The sequence below is a fragment of the Sphingomonas aerolata genome, from assembly GCF_003046295.1.
Taxonomy (GTDB): Bacteria; Pseudomonadota; Alphaproteobacteria; order Sphingomonadales; family Sphingomonadaceae; genus Sphingomonas; species Sphingomonas aerolata.
Genome location: NZ_PZZN01000001.1, coordinates 1,570,818 through 1,590,700, shown reverse-complemented (window position 1 = coordinate 1,590,700; position 19,883 = coordinate 1,570,818). Strand labels below are relative to the sequence as shown.

Genomic DNA, 19,883 nt, shown 5'->3' with positions numbered 1-19,883 from the left:
GGAATGAGTATGCGTAACGGACGGATCGGCGCCAGCCTGGCGATGCTGGCTATGTTGAGTGCGTGCGGCGGAGACTCCGGCGCGGTGTCGGGATCGACCGGCGGTACGCCCGGGGTGTCCACCCCGACGACCGGCACGACCACCCCGACGACCGTCGCGGGGTGCAGCCTGCGCGAGCGGCAGGACTGGGCAGCGGCGCAGCTGCGCGAATGGTATCTGTTCCCCGAGACGCTGCCCGCCAGCCTCGACCCGACACCCTATACGACCGTCGACGCCTATATCGACGCGCTCACCGCGACCGCGCGCGGTCAGCGCCGTGACCGCTATTTCACCTATCTGACGTCGATCAAGGAGGAGGACGCCTATTATGAGGCGGGGTCCAATGCCGGCTTCGGCTTCCGTCTCGGCATCGATGGCAGCGGGCGCCGTGCCTATGTCATCGAATCCTTCGAAGGCGGCGCCGCGCTGGCGGCGCAGGTCGATCGCGGTGCGGAAATCGTCGCGATCGGGACCAACGCCAACACGCTGCGGACCGTCAGCGCGATCTTCGCCGCAGAGGGCAGCGCGGGCGTCTCGACCGCGCTCGGGCCCGACACGGTCGGCACCAGCCGCGTGCTGCAGATCCGCGACGCGCAGGGCACGCGCGACATCACGCTGACCAAGACCGATTTCGCGCTGCTCCCGGTCTCGAGCCGCTACGGCGCGAAGGTCATCGCCGATGGCGGGCGCAACTATGGCTATATCAACCTCCGGACGTTCATCTCGACCGCCGACCCCGCGCTGCGCGCCGCCTTTGCCAGCTTCCGCGCGCAGAACGTCACCGATATCGTCATCGACCTGCGCTATAATGGCGGCGGGCTGATCTCGATCGCGGAGCTGATGACCGACCTGCTCGGCCGCAACCGCGCGACCTCCGAAGTGTCGAGCTACACCACGTTCCGCACCGAAAAATCCGCCAACAACACGACGCGCTTCTTCGCGCCGCAGCCCGAATCGATCGCGCCGACGCGCGTCGCGTTCATCGGCACGGGCGGGACCGCCTCGGCGAGCGAACTCGTGATCAACGCGATGATCCCCTATCTGCACAGCGCTGCCGGGCTGATCGGTACGAACACCTATGGCAAGCCCGTCGGCCAGATCGGGCTCGACCGCGCCGCCTGCGACGACCGTCTCCGCGTGGTCGCGCTGTCGACGCAGAACGCCGCACGCCAGGGCGCCTATTATGACGGGCTCGCCGGCACGGTCGAGGCGAGCTGCCGGGCGGAGGACGATATCCGCTATCCGCTCGGCGACCCGCGCGAAGCCTCGACGCGCCAGGCGATCGACTTCCTCGCCGGCCGCAGCTGCCTGCCGGTCACCGCGACCGCGGCGACCGCGTCGGCCCGTACCAGCACGCCCACGCCGACGACCGACCTCCCCACGCGCGCGCTGCTGATCCCCGACCACCCCACCACCCCGCAACGCGAAGTCCCCGGCCTCTATTGATCCGTCCGGCGCGACGGGGCCGGGTCACCCCGCCCACCCCGTCAATCCCGCTCACCCCGTCACCCCCGCTCACCCACCCACCCCGTCACCCTGACGAAAGTCAGGGCCCAGAGCCAAACACGCCGCCCCCCGGTAACCCTGGATCCTGACTTTCGTCAGGATGACGGCACGTGGGGAGCATCCCGGTGAGCATCCTCCGCCAGCATCGCCCGCACCCCCGCCGCAACCGCGAGCCCGTCCTCCCCCCGTTCGCGCATCGCCGCGAGCGAGGGCGCGCCGGTGCGCTTGGCGAGCCGCGCACCGTCCGCCCCCAGCATCAGCGGATGATGATGATAACGCGGCGTCGGCAGCCCCAGCAGCGCCTGCAACAGCCGGTGCACGTCGGTCGCCGCGAACAGGTCGTCGCCGCGCACCACGTCGGTGACGCCCTGCGCCGCATCGTCGAGCGTCACCGCGAGATGATAGCTGGCGGGCGCATCCTTGCGCGCGAGCACCACGTCGCCCTGCGCCGCCGGATCGGCCCGCACCCTCCCCGCGCGCGCATCCACCCATTCGAGCGGTCCCGTCACGTTGAGCGCCGCCGCCATGTCGAGCCGCCAGCAATGCGCCTCGCCCATCCGCGCCGCGACCTCGGCGGGCGCCAGCTTCCGGCACGTCCCCGGATAGACCGCGCCCTCGCCCTCATGCGGCGCCGACAGGCTCGCCGCGATCTCCGCCCGCGTACAGAAACACGGATAGAGCAGCCCGCGCGCGTTCAATCCATCGAGCGCCGCCTGATAGGATGCGAGCCGCGCCGACTGGTAGGACAGATCGTCCCAGTCCAGCCCCAGCCAGCGCAGATCCTCCACGATTCCCGCGACATGCTCGGGCCGGCTGCGGCCCATGTCGATATCCTCGATCCGCAGCAGGAACCGCCCGCCCCGCGCCCGCGCAAAGTCGTGCGCGCGGATCGCCGACAGCGCATGGCCGAGGTGCAGCCGCCCGGTCGGACTGGGCGCGAACCGCGTCGTGACGAATTCCGCGCTGTTCACTGGACTTGACCCCATGTCCCGCGCCGTGCTGTCATGACCCTGTCATGCCGGTGCGCGAAAGCGCGTCCGGGACTTTTGTGGGAGGAGCCGTGTTTCACCCCGACCTGATACGCCACCCGGATGGATGTCCGGCGCTCGTGCTCAACGCCGATTACACGCCGCTCTCCTATTATCCGCTCAGCGTCTGGCCCTGGCAGACCGCCGTGAAGGCCGTCTTCCTCGATCGCGTCGATATCGTCGCCAATTACGAACGCGAGGTGCGCAGCGCGAGCTTCGCGCTCAAGCTCCCCTCGGTGATCGCGCTCAAGCAATTCGTCAAACCGTCGCAATTTCCCGCCTTCACCCGTTTCAACCTGTTCCTGCGCGACAAGTTCACCTGCCAATATTGCGGCAAGCTGCGCGATCTCACCTTCGACCATGTCATTCCCCGCGCGCAAGGCGGGCGGACCACCTGGGAAAATGTCGTCACCGCCTGTGCGCCGTGCAACCTCAAAAAGGGCGGGCGCACCCCGCGCCAGGCCGCGATGCCGCTCCATCTCGAGCCGATCCGCCCGACCAACTGGCATCTGCACGAACATGGCCGCAGCTTCCCGCCGAATTATTTGCACGAAACCTGGCATGATTGGCTCTACTGGGACATTGAACTCGAAGCGTGACCGTCCGGCCGCGCAGCATTGTGCGGGAGACGGGTCGATGCGGGTGATGATGGGTGTGATCGCGGCGGGACTGATCGTCGCAGGGTGCGGCGACAAGGATGCGCAGCGCGCCGAGGCGGATGCCGGCGCAGTCGGCTTCGTCCCCCCCTCGGTCACCTCGCGGCTCGATTTCGGCGCCAGCATGGAACGGCGCTTCCGCACGCTCGACCGCAACGCCGATGATCGCATCACCAAGGACGAGCTGCCCTCCCCCAATGCACGGATCAAGGCGTTCGACCGCAACAAGGACGGCGTGATCACCGAAGTCGAGTGGAGCGAAGGCACGCTGCGATGGTTCGACCGGATGGACCTGAACCACGACGGCACCGTCACCTCCGAAGAGCGCGCCGAAGCCCGCAAGCGCGAGGGGCGATGATCGTCAGTAATTTTATGTCCTGACCGCACGCCTTCAGGCGCGGATTTCAACGCCGATTGCGGGTTCGGCGGTTGACCTGATCCCTGTCGCAGCGCAGCAAGGCGCATGGCCAGTCTTCCCGCAATCGCGAACAATTCCGACATCCGTTTCCTCGGCACGCTGCTCGGCGACGTCATCCGCAGCTATGGCGGGCCGCGTCTGTTCGAGGCGACCGAGACGATCCGCAAGGCCTCGGTCGAGCGTCACCGCGGCCTTGCCGAGGGCCGGACCGACGATCATGCCGCGGTCGATCTCAGCCTCGAAAAGCTCAGCCTCGACGAGACGCTCGATTTCGTCCGCGGCTTCATGCTGTTCTCGATGCTCGCCAATCTGGCCGAGGACCGGCAGGGGATCGCGGCCGAACACGGCGCCGACCTCGCCTCCGCGATCGCGCAGCTCGAAGCCGAGGGGATCGACCGGACGCAGGTCCGCGCGCTGCTCGACCATGCGCTGATCGTCCCCGTGCTCACCGCCCACCCGACCGAGGTGCGGCGCAAGAGCATGATCGACCACCGCAACCGGATCGCCGAGCTGCTCGCGCTGCGCGATGCGGGTCGCGACACCACCCCCGATGGCGACCGGGTCGACGACGCGATCCTGCGCCAGATCGCGCTGCTGTGGCAGACGCGCGTCCTGCGCCGCGACCGGCTCTACGTCACCGACGAGGTCGATACCGCGCTCAGCTATCTGCGCGACGTCTTCCTCCCCGCCTTGCCCGCACTCTATCAGCGCTGGGACCGCGCGCTCGGCGAACGCACGCCGAGCTTCCTCAAGCCCGGCAGCTGGATCGGCGGCGACCGCGACGGCAACCCCTATGTCACCGCCGATTCGCTCAAGACCGCGCTCGCCCGCGCGAGCGAGGCGGTGCTCGGCTATTATTGCCAGGCGGTCCACGCGCTCGGCGCCGAGCTCTCGATCTCGACCGAGCACGCCGTCGCCGACCCCGCGGTCGAGGCGCTGGCTGCGGCAAGCGGCGACGACGCCACCAGCCGCGCCGACGAACCCTATCGCCGCGCCTTGTCGGGGATCTATGCGCGCCTCGCCGCGACGCAGCAGAAACTGACCGGCAAGGCCGCGCCGCGTCCCGGCCGCCTCACCGGCGCCCCCTATGCCAGCCCCGCCGATCTGCGCGCCGATCTCGTCACGCTCGCCCACGGGCTCGGCACCGCGCTCAAGACCGGCGGCGCGCTCGGCCGGCTGATCCGCGCGGTCGAGACGTTCGGCTTCCACCTCGCCACGCTCGACCTGCGCCAGAACAGCGCGGTCCATGAACGCGTCGTCGCCGAACTGCTCAAGGTATCGGGCGTCGAGCCGGACTATCTCGCGCTCGACGAGGACGCGCGCGTCGCGCTGCTCCGCCGCGAACTCGCCAATGCGCGCCCGCTCACCACCCGCTTCGCCGCCTATAGCGACGAGACCGCGGGCGAGCTCGCGATCCTCCAGGCCGCCGCCGACGCGCATGCCGCCTATGGCCCCGCCTGCATCACCAACTACATCGTCTCGATGGCACAGTCGGTCAGCGACCTGCTCGAGGTGAATCTGCTGCTCAAGGAGGTCGGGCTCTACCGCCCCGGCGACACGCCCAGCGCCGCGATCATGGCAGTCCCGCTGTTCGAGACGATCGGCGATCTCGAGGCCGCGCCCGCGGTCATGACCGCCTGGTTCGCGCTGCCCGAGATCGCGACGATCGCCAAGGCGCGCGGTCATCAGGAGGTGATGATCGGCTATTCGGACAGCAACAAGGATGGCGGCTACCTCACCTCCACCTGGCAATTGTCCAAGGCGTCGACCGCGCTCAGGCCCGTGTTCGAGCAGGCGGGCGTCGGCATGCAGCTGTTCCACGGCCGCGGCGGCGCGGTCGGGCGCGGCGGCGGCTCGGCCTTTGCGGCGATCCGCGCACAGCCCGGCGGCACCGTGCAGGGCCGCATCCGCATCACCGAACAGGGCGAGGTGATCGCCGCCAAATACGGCACGCGCGACGCCGCGATGACCAATCTCGAGGCGATCGCCTCGGCGACCCTGCTCGCCAGCCTCGAACCCGAACGCCTGTCGAACGCCGACACCACACGCTTCTGTGCCGCGATGGACTGGCTCGGCGACACCGCGTTCCACAGCTATCGTGACCTCGTCTACGGCACGGTCGGCGGCGACGAGCGCGGCTTCCGGACGTTTTTCCGCCAGATGACGCCGATCGCCGAGATCGCCGGGCTCAAGATCGGCAGCCGTCCCGCCAGCCGCACCAAGTCCGACCGGATCGAGGATCTGCGCGCCATCCCCTGGGTGTTCAGCTGGGCGCAGGCGCGCGTCATGCTCCCCGGCTGGTACGGCGTCGGCCAGGCGCTCGCCGGGTTCGAGGACAAGGCGCTGCTGCGCGACATGGCGCAGGGCTGGCCGCTCTTCGCCTCCGCGCTCGCCAATCTGGAGATGGTGCTGGCCAAGTCGGACATGGCGATCGCCGCACGCTATGCCGGGCTGGTCGAGGATCCGGCGCTGCGCGACACCGTCTTCGGCCGGATCCGCGACGGCTGGCAGCAGACGCATGACGGGCTGCTCGACGCGACCGGCCAGTCGCGCCTGCTCGAGAAACACCCCGCGCTCGAAGCCTCGATTCGCCTCCGCCTGCCCTATATCGAGCCGCTCAACCTGCTCCAGATCGAACTGATCAAACGCCGCCGCGCGGGCGAAGAGGATGCGCGCATCGGTGAAGGCATCCTCCTCTCGATTAACGCGATCGCCACCGGCCTGAGAAACTCAGGCTAACTCCCTCTCCCCTCGGGGGAGAGGGAAGGGGCCCGCGGCCCTTGCCGCGGGAAGGGTGAGGGCCAGTGAGGCCAAGACCCTCACCCCAAACCCCCCACCCAGAACCCTCAGCCCGCCGCACCAAAAAACGGCGCCGCAATCTCCGGCCGCACCCGCAACAACCGCCCGCTCGCCCGGTCGAGCAGCGCCCAGGTCGTCACCGCGTCCAGCTTCACGCGCCCGTCGTCGCCGACGAACCGCACATGCCGGTCGAACCGCGCGCCCTTCGGCCCGCCCTCGACCCAGGTCTCGCCGGTCACCGTCTCGCCCGCGACCACGCTGCCGCGATAGTCGATCTCGTGCCGCGTCACGACCCAGACATAGGCGGCCTTGTGCTCGGCGGGCGCGACCGCCTCCCAATGCGCGGTCGCGATCCGCTGGATCCACTGGACCCAGACCGCATTGTTCACATGGCCCAGCTCGTCGATATCCGCCTCGGCCGCGGTGATCGTCATCGTGAAGGTCATGCGCTGCGCTCCCGCCATTTCCGCCACGCGAACCAGCCGCCGCCGACCGCCAGCAGCGCCACCGCGCCGAAAAGGATCAGCCGCCCGGTGCCGATCCGCCCCAGCATCGCCTCGATGACGTTGCCGAACGCATAGCCGATCGCGCTGAACACACAGCCCCACACGATCGCCGCGGCGAGGTTCACCGCGAGGAACAGGCGCTGCGAAATCCGGCTCGTCCCGATCGCGATCGGGCTGACCGTGCGGATTCCGTAGACGAAGCGATAGGCAAAGATGAACCGCCGCGGATAGCGTTCGAGCAGGTCGATCGCGCGGGCATAGGCCGAGCGCCGCCGGATCGCCGCAACGGGGCGCGATTCGCGGAAATACCGCCCGCCCGCAAAGAACAGCTGGTCCGCGACGAACGACCCGATCACCGCCGCCGCCATCGCACCCGCCAGCGACACCAGCCCCTGATGCGCGAGCACCCCACCCGTCACGACCGCCGCCTCCCCCTCGACCCCCGCCCCGAGAAAGATCGCCACGACGCCATAGCGCGCCACCAACGCCTCGATCGTCACGCTGCAAGCGACCATTGTTCACGCGAAGGCGCGAAGGCGCAAAGATAGGTGGTTCGCGCAGAGGCGCAGAGGACGCTGAGAATGGTGTGCATCTTCTCTCTGCGTCCTCCGCGTCTCCGCGCGAAAACTCTAAATCTTCGCGCCCCTTCGGCGAAGCTCAGGACAGGCATCGCGCCTTCGCGCGAACCAAGAATCACCCAGCCACGCCAAGCTGCCACAGCACGAACGCATGCTCCTCCGCCGCCTCGCGCAGCGACTCGAACCGGCCCGACTTGCCGCCATGCCCCGCACCCATGTTGGTCTTGAGCAACAGCACATTGTCGTCGGTCTTCATCAGCCGCAGCTTGGCCGCCCATTTCGCGGGCTCCCAATAGGTCACGCGCGGATCGTTCAGCCCGCCGCTGATGAACATCGGCGGATAGGCCTGCGCCTTGACGTTGTCGTACGGCGAATAGGACCGGATCAGCGCGAACGCCGCCGGATCCTCGATCGGATTGCCCCATTCGGGCCATTCCCCCGGCGTCAGTGGCAATTCGGCGTCGAGCATCGTGTTGAGCACGTCGACGAACGGCACGTCGGCGATCACCGGGCCCCAGAGCTCGGGGTCGGAATTGACCACCGCCCCCATCAGCTCGCCGCCCGCAGACCGCCCCGCGATCGCGATCCGCCCCGCCGACGTCCACTTCGCGTCGACCAGCGCCTTGGCCACGTCGACGAAATCGTTGAACGTGTTCTCGCGCTTCTCCAGCTTGCCGTCGAGATACCATTGCTGGCCGAGGTCATCGCCGCCGCGGATATGCGCGATCGCATAGGCAAAGCCGCGGTCGAGCAGGCTCATCCGCCCGGTCGAGAAGCCCGGCGGGATCGCATAGCCGTAAGCGCCATAGGCATAGAGGAACACAGGCGCCGACCCGTCGCGCACGAACCCGGCCGGATAGACGATCGACACCGGAATCTCGGTGCCGTCGCGCGCGGTGATCTTCAGCCGCTCGGTCGCGTATTTCGCCGCGTAGTAACCGCTCGGAATCTCCTGCACCTTGAGCATCGTCCGCTCACCGGTGTCGACGTCATAATCATACACCGTCCCCGGCGTGACCATCGACTCATAGCCGAGCCGCAGCACGGTCATGTCATATTCGGGATTATCGCCGAGCCCGGCGACATAGCTCGCCTCGGGAAACTCGATCCGCTTCCCCTCGGTCGGCGTCTCGTAGCGGTGGATCGCGATCTGATCGAGCCCGTCCTCGCGCCCGTCGACCACGAAGAAGTCCTGATAGCACTCCACCCCGGTCATGTAGAAGGTCGGGCTGGCCGGGATCAGCTCGCTCCACGCGCCCGGCTCCTCGACCAGCGCGGTGCACAGGCGGAAGTTGGGATCGACGTCGTTGGTGTGGATGAACAGCGTCCCGTCATGCTCGTCGACGTCATATTCGCGGCCAACCTTCCGCGCGGACACCAGGATCGGTACCGCCAGCGGCTCGTGCGCGGGCAGCAGGTAGATCTCGCTCGTCACATGGTCGCTCGTCGCGATCACGATCCACTTGCGCGAACTCGTCTCGCCGACGCCGACGCGGAAGCCCTCGTCCTCCTCGTGGAACAGCACGACGTCGTCGCTGATCGGCGTGCCCAGCCGGTGGAACCGCGCATTGTCGGTCCGCCACTGCTCGTTCGCCAGACCGTAGAGGAAGCCCGCATCGTCCGCGGTCCACACGATCTCGCTCAGCATGCCGGGGATGACGTCGGGCAGATGCTCGCCGGTGTTCAGGTCCTTGACCCGGACCTCGAACCGCTCGCTGCCATTGTCGTCGATCGCATAGGCGAGATAGCGCCCGTCATTGCTGACCGAGAACGCGCCGAGCCGGAAATATTCATGCCCCTCGGCCAGCGCCGGCTCGTCGAGCAGCAGCTCGTCGGGACCGCCCGCAACGGGCTTGCGCCACCATTTCTTGTACTGGCCGCCAGTCTCGTAGGCGGTCCAGTAAAGCCAGTCGCCGTCCTTTTGCGGGACCGAAGATTCGTCCTCCTTGATGCGTGCCTTCATCTCTTCGTACAAAGTGTCGGTCAGCGCCTTGTGCGGCGCCATCTGCGCCTCAAAATAGGCGTTCTCGGCGGCGAGATACGCCAGCACGTCCGCGTCATCGACCTCGGGATAGTTGGGATCCTTCAGCCACGCATAGGGATCCTCGATCGTCACGCCATGCGCGGTGAAGCTGTGCGGCCGCTGCTCGGCACGCGGCGGCACGGATGAGGTCTCGGGCGAAGAGATGGCAGGGGAATTCATGGTCATCCCCCCTGTTACCGCCCCGACGACCGGAAGCCAACGCACCACGCCCGCTCCCCCGTCATCGTTCCCCCCGTCATCCTGACGAAAGTCAGGACCCAGGATTGCAGACCTGAACACTCGTGGCTCTGGGTCCTGACTTTCGTCAGGATGACGGACCGGAGTGGCGAGGCTGCGCGCCCTCCCCACCCCCGCAAGCAAACCCCGCTGTCCTACACGCCGCGTTTCTGTCACAACACGCGCCATGCCCTGTCCCGGCCCCAATCGCCCGCACACGCCCCGCCCGCGCGGCACCCGACCGGCACGCTGCCCCTGACAAAGCCGCATATTTTGCTGCCAGCGTCTCAACATTCACAACATTCAGATCGACGAAAGCCCCGATGACCCGATCCAGCCCGACCCGACTCGCCGCCCTGCGCGCCCATCTCGCCGCCGCCGGCCTCGACGGCTTCGTCGTGCCGCTGACCGACGAGCATATGAGCGAATATGTCGGCGGCTATGCGCAGCGGCTCGGCTGGCTGACCGGCTTCCAGGGCTCGGCGGGCAGCGCCGCGGTGCTCGCCGACCGCGCCGCGATCTTCACCGATGGCCGCTACACGCTCCAGGTCCGCGAACAGGTCGACGGCGATCACTGGGAATACGCCCCCGTGCCGCAGACCAGTGTCGCCGCCTGGCTCGGCACGCACGTCGCCGAGGGCGCGCGGATCGGCTATGACGCGTGGCTGCACACCAGCGCCTGGGTCGCCGAAGCCAGCGCGATCGTCGCCGATCGCGGGGCTGAGCTCGTCGCGGTCGACGCCAACCCGATCGACGCGATCTGGACCGACCGCCCCGCGCCCTCGCCCGCCAGGATCACCATCCAGCCCGACGATTTCGCCGGCGCCTCGTCCGCCGAAAAACGCGCGCGGGTCGCCGACTGGCTCGCCGAACAGCGCGCCGACGCGGTCGTTCTCTCCGCGCTCGATTCGATCGCCTGGACGCTCAACATCCGCGGCGACGACGTCAGCCACACCCCCGTCGCGCTCAGCTATGCGATCGTCGGCGCGGACGGCACCACCGACCTGTTCGTCGCACCCGAAAAGCTCGACGACACCGTCCGCCAGCATCTCGGCAACGCGGTCCGCGTCCATGACCGCGCCGCGTTCCAGCCCGCGCTGCGCGACTTCGCAGGCAAGCGCGTTGCCGCGGATCCCGAACGCGCCGTCGCCGCGATTTCCGACGCACTGACCGCGGGCGGGGCCAAGGTGCTCGCGCTGCGCGATCCCGTCGTGCTCGCCAAGGCGCTCAAGAACCCGGTCGAGATCGCCGGCCACCGCGCCGCCTCGGTCCGCGACGGCGCCGCGCTCGCGCGCTTCCTGCGCTGGGTCGAGACCGACTGCGCCGACGGCAGCCAGACCGAATTGTCCGCGACCGCCAAGCTGCTCGCCTTCCGCGAGGCGACCGGGCTTCTGAAGGACACCTCGTTCGACACGATCTCGGCGACCGGCGCGCACGGCGCCAGCCCGCACTACCACTGCACCGAGGAGTCGAACGTCCCGCTCGAGCCCGGCCAGCTCTATCTGGTCGATTCGGGCGGGCAATATGCCGACGGCACCACCGACGTGACGCGCGTCATGCCGATCGGCGCGCTGGCGCCCGAACAGGGCAAGGAGATCCGCGACCGCTTCACCCGCGTGCTCAAGGGCCATATCGCGATCGCGACCGCGGTCTTCCCCGACGGCACGCTCGGCGGTCAGATCGACGCCTTCGCCCGCCGTCCGCTCTGGGAGGCGGGGCTCGATTTCGCGCACGGCACCGGTCACGGCATCGGCGCCTATCTGGCGGTGCATGAAGGGCCGCAACGGATCGCTTCGCCCAACTATCCCGGCGGCGCGGCAATGGAGCCGCTGCGTGCCGGCATGATGCTCTCGAACGAGCCCGGCTATTACAAGGCGGGCGAATACGGCATCCGGATCGAGAACCTGCTGCTGATCGAACCGCGCACGATTCCCGGCGCGGACCGCGCGATGCTCGGCTTCGAGACGCTGACCTTCTGCCCGATCGAGCGCACGCTGATCGAGCCGTCGCTGCTCACCCAGCCCGAGCTCGCGTGGCTCAACGCCTATCACGCGCAGGTGCTGGACACGCTCTCGCCCGAAATGACCGGCGACGACCTTGCCTGGCTCCAGGAAAAATGCGCGCCGATCGGCTGACCGCCTCAGTCCACAGGCGGCTCATCCGTAGGTGGGGCCGCGGCGGGCCCGGCCGCCGCGGCACGCGCCTGCGCCTTGCGACGGCGCAGATTCTCGCGCAGCGCGGCGGCCATGCGGGCCGCTTTTTCCGCCGCTTTTTCATCGTTCGATTGCATAATAACGCCCTACATCGTCGCGCGACGCCTTGACAATCGTCCCGCCCTCGTCTCTTAGCCCCACTCCGCCGACAGCGATGTCGACGAGTGCTGCCGTAGCTCAGTGGTAGAGCGCATCCTTGGTAAGGCTGAGGTCGTGAGTTCAATCCTCACCGGCAGCACCAGCTTTTTTCATCCGACCGCCGCGTGGACCCGACGTCCCGCCGGCCCCGCGATAGCGGGCCTTAAGGTCGGCCACCCCATCCTGACCAAAGTCTGTCGGCAATGGCCGCCATGGCAGCGACGCCTTGCCGTGACGCCGTCCTGTGCCTAAACCGCTCTCATAATACCAATGAAATACCGGAGAGCTGTTATGACGCGACGCATGGCCATAACGGGGACGTACGCGGCCCTGATCGCGACGGGCTTGGCGACCACGGTCTCTGCGCAGGGTGCCGCGCAGCCGGTGACGATGCCCGCCATCTTCCCCGCGCCGACGTCGGTCGCGCTGCGAACCGGCACGATAACGCTCGGCCGATCGGTGGTGCTCGTCGCCCCCACCGGCACCGACGGTGACAGCGTCACGCTGGTCCGCGAGATCCTGCGCGCCGCCGGAGTCACGACGATCACGACCGCACGGCGGCTGCCCGCCGCCCCCGATCGCCCGCACATCCTGCTCGGCACCGGCGACACCGCGATCGTCCGCGACGCGCTTGCCAGCACCGGTACCGTCCGCGATACACATCCCGAAGGCTATACGATCGCCACGCTCGCGGCGGGCAACAGCGGCATCATCACGCTGGCGGGCCAAGACGCGGACGGACTGTTCCATGCCGTCCAGACCTTCCGACAGCTCGCGGCACGCCCGGTCCTCCCCGCGCTGGTGATCCAGGATCATCCCGCGATGCCGATGCGCGGCACGATCGAGGGCTTTTACGGCAAGCCCTGGACGATGGCGGACCGGACGAAGCATCTCGACTTCCTCGCCACGGTCAAGGCGAACACTTATGTCTACAGCCCCAAGGACGATCCCTATGCGCGCGACCGCTGGCGCGAGGCCTATCCCGCGGCAACTTTGTCCGCGCTCGGCACGCTGGTCGCGACCGCACGGCGCAATCATGTCGATTTCGTCTATGCGGTCTCGCCGGGCCCGTCAGTGTGCTTCTCAGACCCCGCCGATGCTCAGGCGCTCGAACACAAGTTCGCCGCGCTGCGATCGATCGGCGTCCACAGCTTCTATGTCGCGCTCGACGACATCGAATATACCAAATGGAATTGTGAGCGGGACAAGGCCAGTTTCGGACCATCGGGCGCCGAAGCCGCAGGCATCGCGCAATCGCGCCTGCTGAACGCGGTTCAGGCGGATCTGCTCGCGAAGGATCCGTCGTCGCGCCCGCTGATCATGGTGCCGACCGAATATTACGACGCGAAGGAAACGCCGTACAAGGCGGCGCTGCGCAAATATCTCGACCCCCGCGTCGTCGTGCAGTGGACCGGCACCGATGTCGTCCCCCCCGCGATCTCGATCGCCGATGCGAAGACCGCGACCAAGGCCTTCGGGCGCAAGACGCTGCTGTGGGACAATTATCCGGTCAACGATTATGCGCAGACCACCGGGCGGCTGCTGCTCGCGCCCTATGCGCGGCGCGAGGCGGGGCTGGCGGGCGAACTGACGGGGATTCTGTCAAACCCGATGAACCAGGAGGCGCCAAGCCGCGTCGCGGTGACTGGCGTTGCTGCGTTCGGCTGGAACGACAAGGACTATGACGCGGACCGCACGTGGCAGTTCGCCGCGCGCGAGCTGGCAGGCGGCGATGCGCGCGCGACCGCGGCGCTGCTGAGCTTCTTCGATACGCAGCATCTGGCCCCGACCTTCGGCAGCCAACCCTGGCAGCCCCAGGCGCCCAGGCTCAAGGCGCAGCTCGACGCCGTGCGCCTCGCGCTGGCGGAGGGCGACGCGGCGGCCCGCGGCCTCGCGCTCGCCGATCTGGCCAGCGCCGCCGACACGCTGGCGGCTGCGCCCGACACGATCCGCTCGGGCACGATCGATCCGGGCTTTGCGGACCAGGCACGCCCTTGGCTCGATGCGATGCAGCTCTGGGGCCGCGCGTTGCAGATGACCGCCGCCGGACTCGACGCCGCAAACCGCGACGGCGCGGCCGCCCCCGGCTATTTCGCCGAAGCGCGCCGTCTCGCCGCACAGGCCGCGGCCGTCCAGACCATTCCCGGTGCGACGCGGTTCGACGGTGCGATCCGGGTCGCCGACGGCGTGCTCGACCGGTTTGTCGCGGAGGCCCCGACGCTGATCGTCGCCGCATCCGCCCCAGCCGTTTCCGCCTCCGCCGAAGCCGTGCGGTAGCGGCACCTGCGCCGCGCGTCGCGCGTCAGTGCGCGATCGCGCGGAGCGCCAACGCCTCGGTCGCGGGTAGCTGGTCGATGCCGCTGGCGGGCACCTGGAACAGGCCGCGCGCGTCAGCGCGGCTTCCCGCCGCGTTGCTCGCGCTCCATTTGGCGAGCCACGGCGACAGCAACAGCCCGAGCGTCACCGGCGCCAGCCACAGCGCAGTGATCGGAACGGCGGGCGAGATCAGGAGCAGGGCGACCCCCGCCGCCAGATGCCAGCGATAGCGCGGCACGACATCCGCGATCGACAGCCCGTCGCGATCCCGGTTCTGCGGGCTCCAGCCCGAGGGCTGGCCGCGGAAGATGCTGATCAGGTCCATCGTCTGCGTCAGCATGATGACCGGCGCGGACAGCATCGACAGCGGGATCTCGGCAATGGCCGACAGGATGATCGCCCGCGCGCCCCCGAACGCCGTGCGCCGGCTCCGGTCGGACACCGCCCAGATGATCCCGAGCAATTTGGGACCGAATAGCAGGATGACCGTCAGCGCCAGCACGCGCGCCGAGGTCGTCGCCTCGACCAGCTTGCTTTCGCCGGCAAAGGCCTGCGCGATGGTCGTCAGGATCAGGACCAGCCAGGCGGGCGACGTCATGTACGCCGACGCCCCGATCGCGAGCTGCAGCCGGTTGACCGGATGGAACCCGTCCGACCCCAGCAGCTTCAGATGCTGGATATTGCCCTGCGCCCAGCGCCGGTCGCGCACCGCCATGTCGATCAGCGTCGGGGGAAATTCCTCATAGCTGTCGTCGATCATGATCAGGTGCACCGCCCAGCCGCGCCGCCGCAGCAAGGCGGCCTCGACCATGTCGTGGCTCATGATCGCGCCGCCGAACGGCGGGCCGCCGGGCAGCACGGGCAGGCCGCAGCTTTCGGCAAAGGCCCGGGTGCGGATGATCGCATTATGCCCCCAGAAGCTCGCCTCCGACCCCGACCACCAGACCAGACCGGCGGTCGAGATCGGACCGTACAACCGGCTGTTGAACTGCATCCAGCGCTGGAACAGCGTGGTCGCGCCGCGGATCGTCGGCACCGTCTGCAACAGGCCGACCGAGGGGCGGCGCTCCATCACCTGCGCCATGCCGATCATCGCGTCGCCGCTCATCAGGCTGTCTGCGTCGAGCACCAGCATGTGATCATAGCCGCCGCCGAAGCGCCGGACCCAGTCGGCGACATTGCCCGGCTTGCGCGCGACATTGTCGGTCCGGCGGCGATAATAGAGCGGGACACGCGATCCGGGGGCGAGCACCTCCCAGGCCGCGACCTCCTGCGCGCCCGACTCTTCGCCCGAATCGCTCAGCACGAAAAAGGCGAAGCTCCCCGCCTCGCCCGCAGCCTCGATCGCATGCATCATCCGTGCGATCCGGCCGAACACCGCGTCGACATCCTCGTTATGGACCGGGATCAGCACCGCGGTCTGCCCGGTCAGCGGCTGACGGTTCTGCGGGACCGGCACGAAGCCCGGATGCATCCGCGTCATCAGCAGAACGAACCCGATCAGCGCGTTGAGGAACCCGAACGCGATCCACGCGAACAGCGGGAAGAACAGCACGAGCAGCGCGACGTCCCACAGGTCGATGCCGTCGCCGAGCAGCGAATCCTGGACCGCCGCCGAGGCGGTGGTGGCGAGCAGCATGGTCAGCAGGAACAGGAGCAGTCGCCGCGACGACATGCCCTCGGGCGAGGTCAGCGTGTCCGAGCCGTTCGACGGTCCGGCCAGCGGGTCGGGTGTCGGCCCGCCGCCGGTGCCGCGCGCCCGGAAATTCTGCAGCGGCATGTCGATCGGGACCTCGGCGGGCAACCGTGCCGGAAGTGCGGGATGACCGGGGCGGCCCGAACTGTCCACGGACATGGCTCAACCTACCTGAGTCAGCACGGTTTCGCTGAGCGACTGCCCGCCGCGCTTCAGGAACAGCCGGACATCGGCCAGGACGCCGCGTTCGGGCGCGACATCGAGCGTGACGCGCCAGCGGTTCGGCTGGCCGACGACCGGATAGGCGGCGCTGGCGAGGACCCGGCCACGGCTGACATCGGCCTGCACCGTCACCCCGCTCGAGCGGTCGAGACCGGCGAGCGTCGCACCGACGAAATCGACCACGACCTTCCGCGCGCCCGGCGTTGGCTCCGCGCCCGGCCGGCCGGCCGAGCCCCGCCAGTTCTCGACCGCATGCGCGGGCTGCGCGACCGACGGATCGCGCGACGACCAGGTCAGCCGATAGTCGAACTGCATCGTCTTCCCCGCGGTCGCCGGCGCGGCGGGCACCCAGAAGGCGGCGACATTGTCGACCGTCTCGCTCGCGGTCGGGAAGGCGTACAGCGTCACCGCGCCCTTGCCCCAGTCGCCCTGCGGTTCGATCCACAGGTTCGCGCGGCGATCGTAGAAGGCGCCGTCGTCCTGATAATGATCGAACGCCCGGTCACGCTGGATCAGGCCGAAGCCGCGCGGATTGTCGTCCTGGAAGCTGTCGAGCGTGGGGGTCGCGGGATTGGCGAGCGGACGCCAGATCCGCTCGCCGGCACCGGTCGCCATCGCCAGCCCGTCCGAATCATGGATTTCGGGGCGCCAGTCGATCGCCGCGGCGCGGTTGCCCTCGCCATACCAGAACATGCTCGTCGCCGGCGCGATGCCGAGCCGCGCGACGTCCTTGCGCAGCGTGATCGTCGACGAGACATCCTGCACGACGCCGCCATCGGTCCCGTCGGTGTAGCGGCACACGAAGCGGTACGCACCGGTCACGCTGGGCCCGTCGAGAAGGGCATAGACGGTGTAGCTCTGCGCGCCCGTCGCCTCGATCCAGAAGGCGGTGAAGGCGGGAAATTCCTCCTTGCCGTCGATTCCCGTGTCGATCGCGATACCGCGCGCGGACAGGCCATATTGGTCCTGCGAACCGGCGGTACGGAAATAGGAGGCGCCGATGAACGCCATCCAGTCGCTCTTGCCGTCGCTCGACACCGCGCGAAAGCCGGCGATGCCGAGTGCGGCGTGATGCCCGGATTCGGTCTTGAAGAGATCCGCGGCGAAATCGACCGCGCGCGCCTGCCCGCGTTCGACGACATGGATCGCGACAGGGGTCGGCGCATAACGGCCGAGTGGGAACAGGCGGATGCCGCCCGCCAGCGTCCGTTCGGGCTTGTAGCTGATCGACCCTACCGCGTCGTAATCGATCGCCTCGGCCGCCGCGACCTTGGCCGGCGCGCGGTAAGGCGCACGCGCCAACGCGGCGGCGCGCTGTTGCAGCACCTCCCAGGAAAACGACTCGGGCTTGCCCAGCGCGGGGGTGGACGACGCCGCGGCGCCGCGCTTGCGGGGGGTGCCCGACCCCGTCTGTGCCAGTGCCGCCGCCGGCCACAGGCCCGTGGCCGCAAGGGCCATCATGATCTCGCGTCGTGTCGTTTCGGTCATAAACCGCTTATCCGACTTCGCGCGCCGCAGTGCAACAATCGGTAATGCCCCGCGCCGCCGCCCGCCCGCCAAACGGGGCCGCCTGCCCCGTCGTCAGGACACCGTGTCGTGTCTCAGAGCGCGTGGAGCGCCGCAAGGATCATGCGGCCGGTGACCTCTGCGGTCTCGGTCTCGGACAGCCGCGGACAGGACAAAGTCCGGTGCCCCAGCCCGAACATGCACGCCAGCACCAGCTCCTCCGCGCCGTCGAGCGCATCCGCCGACAACGCGGGATTGGCGACGCAGGCGAGATCGCGCACCACCGCGCGAAACCCCGCGCACAGCGAACCGATCGTGTCCGCGACCTCGCCGTTGCGATGCGCTTCTGCCATGATATCAAACGACAGCGCCTCATCCCCCTTGGCGAGCGACCGCCGCGCGAGCTCGACAAATCCGCGCTCGATCGACAGCCGCCCCGTCGAAACGTCGTCGGTCAGCTTGCGCAGGTCTGAGAGTTTGGCCTCGGCATCCTCGAGGATCAGCGCCTGGATCAGCGCGTTCTTGCCGGTGAACAGGCGATAGATCTGGCCGACGCTGACGTCTGCAGCGGTGGCCAGTTCGGCCATCGACGTCTGATGGAATCCCTGCGTCGCATAAAGATGCCGGGCCGCATCAACGATGTGCGAACGCGCCGACTTCTCATGTTGCACTGCACTCAAAATTCCACTCCGGACGACGTTTTAACTTGACCCGGCGTTTGCACGTCCATAGCGGCGGCGCAAGCGGAATGAACGTTCATTCCGGTGAACTCTTCTGCACGGACGTCGGGATGCTCAACATGCAGCGATTGAATCTCAAGGGATCGGTGGCCCTGGCCGCGCTGGCGCTGATGGCGGCGTGCAGCAAGGAAGAAGCCCCCCCGCCCCCGCCGACGCCCACGGTCGGCGTCGTGACGGTCGCGCAGGAGGCGGTGACGCTCACCACCGAGCTGCCGGGGCGGATTGCCGCGGTGGAGACGTCGGAAGTGCGGCCGCAGGTGTCGGGCGTCATCCGCCGTCGCCTGTTCACCGAGGGCGCGATGGTCCGTTCGGGCCAGGTCCTGTACGAGATCGAGGACGCCCCCTATCGCGCCGCGCTCGGCACCGCGCAGGGCCAGCTTGGCGCCGCGCAGTCGCAGATCAATGCGACCCGACTCCAGGCGCAGCGTTACGGCCAGCTCGTCGCACTGAACGCGGTCAGCAAGCAGGAGGCGGACAACGCCACCGCGTCCGCACAACAGGCGCGTGCCAATGTTGCAGCGCAGCGTGCAGCAGTCGAAGCCGCGCGCGTGAACCTCAATTTCACCCGCATCAAGGCGCCGATCTCGGGTCGTATCGGCCGGTCGATCTTCACCGCCGGCGCGCTCGTCCAGACCGGGCAGACCGACGCGCTCGCGACGATCCAGCGGACCGACACCGTCTATGTCGACGTCACCCAGTCGGCGGCGCAGCTGCTCGACCTGAAGGCGGCGATGGCCTCGGGCGGCGTGACGCGTGGCGACGGTACCGCACGCGTCCAGCTGATCCTGCCCAATGGCCAGACCTATCCGATCGAGGGTCGTCTGCAGTTCGCCGAAGTCACCGTCGACCCCGCGACGGGCGCGGTCACGCTGCGCGCCAGCTTCCCCAATCCCAACGGGCTGCTGCTGCCGGGCATGTATGTCCGCGCCAAGCTGGTCGAGGGTATCCGCAGCCAGGCGATCATGGCCCCGCAGGAAGGCATCACGCGCGATCCGCGCGGCAAGGCGACCGCGATGGTCGTCACCGCACAGAACAAGGTCGAGCAGCGCAATGTCGTCACCGACCGCGTGATCGGCGACAAGTGGATCGTCACCAGCGGGCTGAAGCCCGGCGACAAGCTGATCGTCGAGGGGCTGCTCAACCTGCGCCCCGGCACGACCGTCAAGCCCGCCGCTCCGCAGCAGGTCGGCAAGGCCGGCGGCAAGGACGCCGCCGGGAATGCCGCAGCTGGTGGTGCCGCGTCCACGCAGGCCGGGAAGTAA

General features: G+C 68.5%; 15 protein-coding genes and 1 tRNA gene. 8 read left to right on the top strand and 8 right to left on the bottom strand.

What is annotated here, in order from left to right; translation table 11 throughout:
• Positions 1-9: 9 nt before the first annotated feature.
• On the top strand, positions 10-1,485 hold the full coding sequence (locus C8J24_RS07340) for a S41 family peptidase (RefSeq protein WP_244180484.1): 1,476 nt from the start codon (positions 10-12) through the stop codon (positions 1,483-1,485).
• 155 nt (positions 1,486-1,640) lie between these two features.
• On the opposite strand, the gene gluQRS is transcribed toward C8J24_RS07340, so the two are convergent.
• The gene (gene gluQRS / locus C8J24_RS07335; protein WP_107931311.1) at positions 1,641-2,531 is read right to left on the bottom strand and encodes a tRNA glutamyl-Q(34) synthetase GluQRS; all 891 of its coding nucleotides are present in this window, start codon (positions 2,529-2,531) and stop codon (positions 1,641-1,643) included.
• A 74-nt stretch (positions 2,532-2,605) separates the two neighbouring features.
• Here gluQRS and C8J24_RS07330 point away from each other — a divergent pair, with 74 nt between their 5' ends.
• The 3 genes from C8J24_RS07330 to ppc all read left to right on the top strand — a co-directional run bounded on the left by C8J24_RS07330 (position 2,606) and on the right by ppc (position 6,386).
• Positions 2,606-3,172 (top strand): HNH endonuclease, encoded by a 567-nt coding sequence (locus tag C8J24_RS07330; RefSeq protein WP_031440448.1) that lies wholly within the window; start codon positions 2,606-2,608, stop codon positions 3,170-3,172.
• A 37-nt stretch (positions 3,173-3,209) separates the two neighbouring features.
• Positions 3,210-3,587, top strand: a complete 378-nt coding sequence (locus C8J24_RS07325) for an EF-hand domain-containing protein (RefSeq protein ID WP_056409745.1) — start codon at positions 3,210-3,212, stop codon at positions 3,585-3,587.
• Between the two features lie 105 nt (positions 3,588-3,692).
• Positions 3,693-6,386 carry a phosphoenolpyruvate carboxylase gene (gene ppc / locus C8J24_RS07320; RefSeq protein ID WP_107931309.1) on the top strand — a complete coding sequence of 898 codons (2,694 nt, stop codon included), beginning with the start codon at positions 3,693-3,695 and terminating at the stop codon, positions 6,384-6,386.
• Between the two features lie 107 nt (positions 6,387-6,493).
• Here ppc and C8J24_RS07315 read toward each other — a convergent pair whose 3' ends face one another.
• From C8J24_RS07315 to C8J24_RS07305, 3 genes are all read right to left on the bottom strand, one after another.
• Complete coding sequence (locus C8J24_RS07315; protein ID WP_183937533.1) at positions 6,494-6,892, bottom strand: acyl-CoA thioesterase; 399 nt, start codon at positions 6,890-6,892, stop codon at positions 6,494-6,496.
• Positions 6,889-7,467, bottom strand: coding sequence for a DedA family protein (locus C8J24_RS07310; RefSeq protein WP_244180482.1), 579 nt, complete (start codon positions 7,465-7,467; stop codon positions 6,889-6,891). Before C8J24_RS07310 ends, C8J24_RS07315 begins: the two co-directional genes overlap by 4 nt.
• Before the next feature lie 178 nt (positions 7,468-7,645).
• The gene (locus C8J24_RS07305; protein ID WP_244180480.1) at positions 7,646-9,733 is read right to left on the bottom strand and encodes a S9 family peptidase; all 2,088 of its coding nucleotides are present in this window, start codon (positions 9,731-9,733) and stop codon (positions 7,646-7,648) included.
• Between the two features lie 380 nt (positions 9,734-10,113).
• Here C8J24_RS07305 and C8J24_RS07300 point away from each other — a divergent pair, with 380 nt between their 5' ends.
• Positions 10,114-11,925: an aminopeptidase P family protein gene (locus C8J24_RS07300; RefSeq protein WP_107931302.1), complete on the top strand. Its 1,812-nt coding sequence runs from the start codon at positions 10,114-10,116 to the stop codon at positions 11,923-11,925.
• A gap of 5 nt (positions 11,926-11,930) precedes the next feature.
• Here the strand turns inward: C8J24_RS07300 and C8J24_RS17535 are convergent, their stop codons facing one another.
• Complete coding sequence (locus tag C8J24_RS17535) at positions 11,931-12,080, bottom strand: hypothetical protein (RefSeq protein ID WP_167396718.1); 150 nt, start codon at positions 12,078-12,080, stop codon at positions 11,931-11,933.
• A gap of 89 nt (positions 12,081-12,169) precedes the next feature.
• Between C8J24_RS17535 and C8J24_RS07295 the strand changes: the two genes are divergently transcribed.
• Positions 12,170-12,244 (top strand) — tRNA-Thr (locus tag C8J24_RS07295).
• A 242-nt stretch (positions 12,245-12,486) separates the two neighbouring features.
• The gene (locus C8J24_RS07290) at positions 12,487-14,418 is read left to right on the top strand and encodes a glycoside hydrolase family 84 protein (protein ID WP_244180478.1); all 1,932 of its coding nucleotides are present in this window, start codon (positions 12,487-12,489) and stop codon (positions 14,416-14,418) included.
• A 25-nt stretch (positions 14,419-14,443) separates the two neighbouring features.
• Here C8J24_RS07290 and mdoH read toward each other — a convergent pair whose 3' ends face one another.
• The 3 genes from mdoH to C8J24_RS07275 all read right to left on the bottom strand — a co-directional run bounded on the left by mdoH (position 14,444) and on the right by C8J24_RS07275 (position 18,552).
• Positions 14,444-16,312 carry a glucans biosynthesis glucosyltransferase MdoH gene (gene mdoH / locus C8J24_RS07285; protein ID WP_107931298.1) on the bottom strand — a complete coding sequence of 623 codons (1,869 nt, stop codon included), beginning with the start codon at positions 16,310-16,312 and terminating at the stop codon, positions 14,444-14,446.
• A gap of 3 nt (positions 16,313-16,315) precedes the next feature.
• The gene (locus tag C8J24_RS07280; protein WP_107931295.1) at positions 16,316-17,863 is read right to left on the bottom strand and encodes an OpgD/OpgG family glucan biosynthesis protein; all 1,548 of its coding nucleotides are present in this window, start codon (positions 17,861-17,863) and stop codon (positions 16,316-16,318) included.
• Between the two features lie 113 nt (positions 17,864-17,976).
• Positions 17,977-18,552, bottom strand: a complete 576-nt coding sequence (locus tag C8J24_RS07275) for a TetR/AcrR family transcriptional regulator (RefSeq protein ID WP_338110801.1) — start codon at positions 18,550-18,552, stop codon at positions 17,977-17,979.
• A 179-nt stretch (positions 18,553-18,731) separates the two neighbouring features.
• On the opposite strand from C8J24_RS07275, the gene C8J24_RS07270 reads away from it, so the two are divergent.
• Entirely contained in the window at positions 18,732-19,883 is a 1,152-nt protein-coding gene (locus C8J24_RS07270; RefSeq protein WP_478212560.1) for an efflux RND transporter periplasmic adaptor subunit, read from the top strand.

What these genes read in the sequence shown, in the direction of transcription:
- C8J24_RS07300 (WP_107931302.1), top strand. Translation starts at nt 10,114, where the DNA reads ATGACCCGATCCAGCCCGACCCGACTCGCCGCCCTGCGCGCCCATCTC.
- C8J24_RS17535 (WP_167396718.1), bottom strand. Translation starts at nt 12,080, where the DNA reads ATGCAATCGAACGATGAAAAAGCGGCGGAAAAAGCGGCCCGCATGGCC.
- C8J24_RS07280 (WP_107931295.1), bottom strand. Translation starts at nt 17,863, where the DNA reads ATGACCGAAACGACACGACGCGAGATCATGATGGCCCTTGCGGCCACG.
- mdoH (WP_107931298.1), bottom strand. Translation starts at nt 16,312, where the DNA reads ATGTCCGTGGACAGTTCGGGCCGCCCCGGTCATCCCGCACTTCCGGCA.
- C8J24_RS07325 (WP_056409745.1), top strand. Translation starts at nt 3,210, where the DNA reads ATGCGGGTGATGATGGGTGTGATCGCGGCGGGACTGATCGTCGCAGGG.
- gluQRS (WP_107931311.1), bottom strand. Translation starts at nt 2,531, where the DNA reads ATGGGGTCAAGTCCAGTGAACAGCGCGGAATTCGTCACGACGCGGTTC.
- C8J24_RS07315 (WP_183937533.1), bottom strand. Translation starts at nt 6,892, where the DNA reads ATGACCTTCACGATGACGATCACCGCGGCCGAGGCGGATATCGACGAG.
- C8J24_RS07270 (WP_478212560.1), top strand. Translation starts at nt 18,732, where the DNA reads ATGGCGGCGTGCAGCAAGGAAGAAGCCCCCCCGCCCCCGCCGACGCCC.
- C8J24_RS07340 (WP_244180484.1), top strand. Translation starts at nt 10, where the DNA reads ATGCGTAACGGACGGATCGGCGCCAGCCTGGCGATGCTGGCTATGTTG.
- C8J24_RS07305 (WP_244180480.1), bottom strand. Translation starts at nt 9,733, where the DNA reads ATGAATTCCCCTGCCATCTCTTCGCCCGAGACCTCATCCGTGCCGCCG.
- C8J24_RS07310 (WP_244180482.1), bottom strand. Translation starts at nt 7,467, where the DNA reads ATGGTCGCTTGCAGCGTGACGATCGAGGCGTTGGTGGCGCGCTATGGC.
- ppc (WP_107931309.1), top strand. Translation starts at nt 3,693, where the DNA reads ATGGCCAGTCTTCCCGCAATCGCGAACAATTCCGACATCCGTTTCCTC.